This is a genomic window from Pantoea conspicua, assembly GCF_002095315.1.
Lineage (GTDB): Bacteria > Pseudomonadota > Gammaproteobacteria > Enterobacterales > Enterobacteriaceae > Pantoea > Pantoea conspicua.
Genome location: NZ_MLFN01000100.1, coordinates 1 through 3,004, shown reverse-complemented (window position 1 = coordinate 3,004; position 3,004 = coordinate 1). Strand labels below are relative to the sequence as shown.

The following is a 3,004-nucleotide window of genomic DNA, read 5'->3' as shown; positions in this document are numbered from 1 at the left end:
GATTTATTCAACAAAGCCCTTATAAATAAGAAACTTGTCAGCCTGAAGAGGTCAATATGAGGAAGAATTCACACGGGAGGTAAGCATGCTGGCTTCGGCTTTCACCCTGATGCGCGCTAAAGCAAACTTCGTGCATCAGTTCATCCGCAATCCGCGCAAGATGGGCAGCATTACGCCTTCATCCGATGCGCTGTGCCGCACAATGATCGCGTCGGTGGAATGGAATACTCAGCTGCGTATCGCCGAGCTTGGCGGAGGAGACGGTGTGTTAACCCGTCGGTTACTGGAACGAATGGCACCGGACGCCACGCTGGATGTGTTTGAGATCAGCAGTATGCTGGCGGAGAAGCTCAACGCACTGGACGATGACCGTATGATCGTCCGCACCTGTTCAGCGGAGTACCTCAACGGGCAGTATGATGCGATCTTCTCCGGTCTGCCGCTGTTGTCGCTGCCGCCCGCGCTGCGTGAGGCGATTCTGCGTGCCGTTTACAATGCCCTGGGCCCAAACGGCGTATTTGTGCAATTCCAGTACACCTCCCTGACCCAGCCTGACCTGTCACGCTATTTTACCTGGGAGCGGCAACGGGTGCTGAAAAACGTGCCGCCCGCCTGGGTTTATCGCTGCACCCGCCATTACGCGCCCTGAGCCTGCTCAATTGACGGGCGCGTCTGTTGCCAGAAGGCGGTTAACAGTTCACGCGCCCAGTCTTTACCTTCCATCACACCAGCCACCTCACCACTGCCGTCCGGCAGACAGGCGCGCATGATCGGGGACGAGAACTCGGGATGAAACTGCACTGACAGCGCCTGTGGTGAATAACGAATAATCTGGCAACCATCACGCTCAGAAGCGGCTAATACCTGTGCCTGCGTCGGCGGTGTCAGCACCGACTGTCGGTGCGACAGCCAGGCGCTGAAGGTCGGCGGCAGTCTCCGCAGCAGTGGATCGCGCTGCGCCTGCGCGCCACAGGTGACCGGCAGCAGACCGCGTTCCCAGCCATTCGGATTATCCGCCACCTCTCCGCCCAGCGCATACGCCATCAGCTGATGGCCGTAGCAGACACCCAGTAACGGCAACGACGCGTCGATAGCCGCCCGGACCCACGCGGCGCTGCGTTCGCTCCAGTCGGCATGGTCGGTGACCATCGCCCAGGAGCCGCTGAGGATCGCCCCGGAAATCTGATCGAAGGCCGGCAGCGCCTCGCCCAGATGCGGACGGACGATCAGATACTCATCAGGCTGTAAATCTAACGCGTCAATGAACCAGCGTGGTTGTTCACCAATCCGGGCGACGACGTGAGCGGGCGGGACTTCAAGCTGAATTAATGCAATGGGCAAGGCGGGCGTATGGGTCATACCGAATCGGGTCCTGTTCCAGAGAGGCGTTTCGGAAAATCAGTCTGACAGCAACGCGCAAAAAAGTCTTATGATTTTATTTTCCCCTCTGCGACAGAAAATTTCTTAGCGCTGCTGCCAGGAATGCCGCAGTTCGTGCCATCATTAGCGGGCTAAGCAAAAAAAGTTAAGGATATTATTGTGGCGGTGCGGCATTTCTTTCTGGTCCTGATGGTGGTGTGTATCTGGGCCTTCAACAACGTAGCGGTAAAATGGGGCTTGCTTGAGCTTCCACCGCTGTTTCTGACCTTTATGCGTTTTGTGGTAGTCGCCATTGTGCTGGTGCCGTTTTGCCGCATCACCCGACAGCAGTTGCCCTGGCTGTTGCTGCTGGCGTTCACTTTCGGCTTTATGCACTTCTCGCTGCTGTTTGTCGGGATGCGGTATACCGATGCCGGCACCGGCGCGATTGTGGTCCAGCTCGGCACGCCGATCGCCATGCTGCTGGCGATGGTGGTGTTAAAAGAGAAACTGAAGCTGGTACAGCTGGCGGGCATTATGATCTCACTGAGCGGCGTGGTGGTGCTCTCCGGCAGCCCGACCATCCCCACCTGGTGGGTGCTGTGCCTGCTGTTGTGCAGCGCAACCGGCTGGGCGGTCAGCAACCTGATAGTTAAAAAATCGCCGTCCATTAAGCCGCTGACCATGACCGGCTGGATCGCCTTTCTGGCGATTCCGATTGTCGGTGTTGCCAGCCTGATAATGGAGTCAAACCAGCTCTATGCTCTGAGTCATGCAGGCTGGCACGGCTGGTTCGCCATTCTCTACAGCGCCATCGCCTCATCGATCGTCGCCTATACGCTGTGGTACATGCTGCTGAAGAAATACAACGTCAACCTGATTATGCCCTACTCGCTGCTGACCCCGGTGCTGTCGGTACTGATGGGGATCGTGGTGCTGGGCGACAGCCTTAACAGCTTCAAAATTATCGGTGCCTCGCTGGTCATCCTCGGCACGGCGATTGCGGTGATCAACTTGCGTAATCTGCGGATGCATGCCCGCTTCCCCCGCCTGCGGCGACGTTAATGACGCGTGCTATGCTTGAGAGATTGTCACTCGTCAGGAGCACAGCACATGGACCATCAGCTCGCCACGTCCCTCTGGCAGCAGATGTGGCAGGGATTGCGTGGCAACGCCGCAGCGCATCCGCTACCCACCTTTGTCGATAACGCCAGTTTTCCCGCCGCCTTTGCCGTCAGTGAACTGGCGGCCACCAGCATCGGGCTCGCCACACAGGCGACGGCCGCCCTGATCAATTCGAGCCGGCCGGTTGAAGTGAATGTCCGGCTGGCGTCGCGCTGGTTCCAGCACAGTTTTATGCCGCTCAACCGTCCCGCACCTGCGCTATGGGATGCTTTTGCGGGTGATTACCCCAGCCGTGATGGCTGGATCCGCCTGCACACCAATGCTGCCCATCACCGTCAGGCGATGGAGCAGGTGCTGGGCCAGCACGCTGACCGAACTTCGCTGGCCCGTGAGGTGCAGCGCTGGCAGGCTGCTGAGCTGGAGCAGGCGATCATAGATGCGGGCGGTTGTGCCGCAGAGATGCGCAGCAGCGCGGCCTGGCGGGAGCATCCGCAGGGCCAGGCTGTGGCGCAGGAGCCGC

At 58.9% G+C, this 3,004-nt stretch carries 3 protein-coding genes and 1 pseudogene; 3 read left to right on the top strand and 1 reads right to left on the bottom strand.

From position 1 onward, the window contains the following. Positions 1–85: 85 nt before the first annotated feature. Entirely contained in the window at positions 86–649 is a 564-nt protein-coding gene (locus HA41_RS19330) for a class I SAM-dependent methyltransferase (RefSeq protein WP_094122104.1), read from the top strand. On the opposite strand, the gene HA41_RS19325 is transcribed toward HA41_RS19330, so the two are convergent. After that, positions 637–1,359: a glutamine amidotransferase gene (locus HA41_RS19325; protein ID WP_094122103.1), complete on the bottom strand. Its 723-nt coding sequence runs from the start codon at positions 1,357–1,359 to the stop codon at positions 637–639. The genes HA41_RS19330 and HA41_RS19325 overlap by 13 nt on opposite strands. 180 nt (positions 1,360–1,539) lie before the next feature. On the opposite strand from HA41_RS19325, the gene HA41_RS19320 reads away from it, so the two are divergent. Both HA41_RS19320 and HA41_RS19315 read left to right on the top strand, forming a co-directional pair. Then, positions 1,540–2,424 carry a DMT family transporter gene (locus HA41_RS19320; RefSeq protein ID WP_094122102.1) on the top strand — a complete coding sequence of 295 codons (885 nt, stop codon included), beginning with the start codon at positions 1,540–1,542 and terminating at the stop codon, positions 2,422–2,424. Positions 2,425–2,472: 48 nt separating this feature from the next. After that, positions 2,473–3,004 (top strand): annotated as a pseudogene (locus HA41_RS19315) (CoA transferase); the annotation flags it as partial.

Bases quoted from the DNA above. Each gene is read 5' to 3' on its own strand.
- HA41_RS19330 (WP_094122104.1), top strand. From the start codon at position 86: ATGCTGGCTTCGGCTTTCACCCTGATGCGCGCTAAAGCAAACTTCGTG.
- HA41_RS19325 (WP_094122103.1), bottom strand. From the start codon at position 1,359: ATGACCCATACGCCCGCCTTGCCCATTGCATTAATTCAGCTTGAAGTC.